Below are 1,610 nucleotides of genomic sequence, written 5' to 3' on the forward strand. Positions count from 1 at the left end.
CGGCGGCCTGCCGGGCGGGGTGGACGCGATGTGCTCGCGGAGCCTGGGGTCCCGGGCCCGTCCGCGCTGCATGTCCACCAGCTCGTCGACCCCGACGCCGCCGCCCACCATGGTCACCAACTCGGCCCCCGCCGAGGTGCCCAGCAGAACGTCGGCGTCGCGGGGATCGAATCCGGTCTGCTCGGCGAGGGCGTGCATGGCCGCGATCGCCCAGGCGCCCCCGATGGTGCCACCGCATCCGAGGACGAGGGCGGTTCGGGTCATTCGAGGCCTCCTGAGGTGGCAGGGCACCGGGATCGGTGGGTGCGGTGGTGAGGGACCTCAGTCCCGGGGGTCGAGCACGAAGACGGGGATCGTCCGCTCGGCCTTCTCCTGGTAGTCGCGGTAGTCGGGGTACACCGCGACCGCCCGATCCCACCACAGGTCGCGTTCCGCACCGGTCACCTCGCGGGCGAGGAAGTCACCGACCCGGTCCTTGTCCCGCACCTCAACGTGCGGGTGGGCCTTGATGTTCCAGTACCAGACCGGATGGGTGGGTGCGCCGCCCAGGGAGGCGACGGCGGCGTAGGAACCGTCGTGCTCGACCCGCATCAGGGGAGTCTTGCGCAGCTTCCCCGACTTCTTGCCCACGGTGGTCACGATGACCACCGGCATGCCCGACAGCTCGGAGCCCGACGCCCCGTTGCTCTTCTCGTACTGCTCGACCTGGTCCCGCACCCACGTGCTGGGGCTGGGCTCGTACTCGCCGGACAACGGCATGATGGCCTCTCTCGTCAGTGCGATCCCGCTCGGTGGGTCGTCACCGAGGCGACATTACGCCCGACCCGGCGAGGGGCTCGGTGAACCTCCGGAGCGCCGCGATCACCGCGAGGTAGCGGGCGGACTGCACCGCGTCGAACCCGTGCTGCGCGCCGGGGAGTTCGGCGTAGACCACGGGGTTCGACGACCCGCCCCGCAGGTGCCGCACCAGCCTGCGCGAACCCTTGACCGGGGTGTACATGTCGTCGGTCCCGTGGATGATCGCGATCGGGGGCGCGCCCTCCGCCGGGTGGCGGACCGGGTCGGAGAGGTCCTTGGTCGCCGCGCCCAGACGGCCGTAGTAGCCGTAGAGCCCGATCGCACCCGCCAGGGAGGTGTCCAGGTCCTCGAAGCCGGGTTGGAATCTCGGGTCGCCGGCGGTCAGAGCGGTCATCATGGCGATGTGCGCGCCGGCCGAGCTGCCCGCCACCACGATCGGGGCGTCCGCCGGGATACCGTGCGCGGGGCCCTCCGTGCGGATCCAGCGGATCAGCCTCTTGACGTCCACCAGGTGCTGGGGGAAGCCCGCCTCCGGCGTGGACGAGAGGTGGTAGGTGGTGCTGATCGCGGCCCAGCCGCGGAGCGCGTGGTCGAAGAGCATCGCCCGCGACTCCCGGCTCGGCCCGCCCGCGCGGAAGTGCCCGCCGTGGATGTGGATCAGCACCCCGCGCACGCTCTCGGTCCCTCTCCCGGTGTAGAGGTCGAACCGGGTCGCGCGGGCGTCAGGTCCGTAGGCGAGGTGGGTGCGGGCCTCGACGCCGCGCGGCCGGAGGGGCCACGGCTGGAGGAGCACCGTCCGCCACGGCGTGCGG

Annotated in this window: 2 protein-coding genes and 1 pseudogene; all 3 read right to left on the minus strand. The window is 72.2% G+C overall.

The genetic code is table 11. From position 1 onward, the window contains the following. Positions 1–264: pseudogene (locus tag G6020_RS13525) on the minus strand (patatin); the annotation flags it as partial. 57 nt (positions 265–321) lie between these two features. After that, the gene (locus G6020_RS13530; protein ID WP_182610973.1) at positions 322–759 is read right to left on the minus strand and encodes a nitroreductase family deazaflavin-dependent oxidoreductase; all 438 of its coding nucleotides are present in this window, start codon (positions 757–759) and stop codon (positions 322–324) included. Between the two features lie 40 nt (positions 760–799). Beyond that, positions 800–1,610, minus strand: an 811-nt coding sequence (locus tag G6020_RS13535; protein WP_182610974.1) for an alpha/beta hydrolase, incomplete at its 5' end; no start/stop codon positions are given.

Source organism: Dietzia sp. B19, from assembly GCF_014145155.1.
Lineage (GTDB): Bacteria > Actinomycetota > Actinomycetes > Mycobacteriales > Mycobacteriaceae > Dietzia > Dietzia natronolimnaea.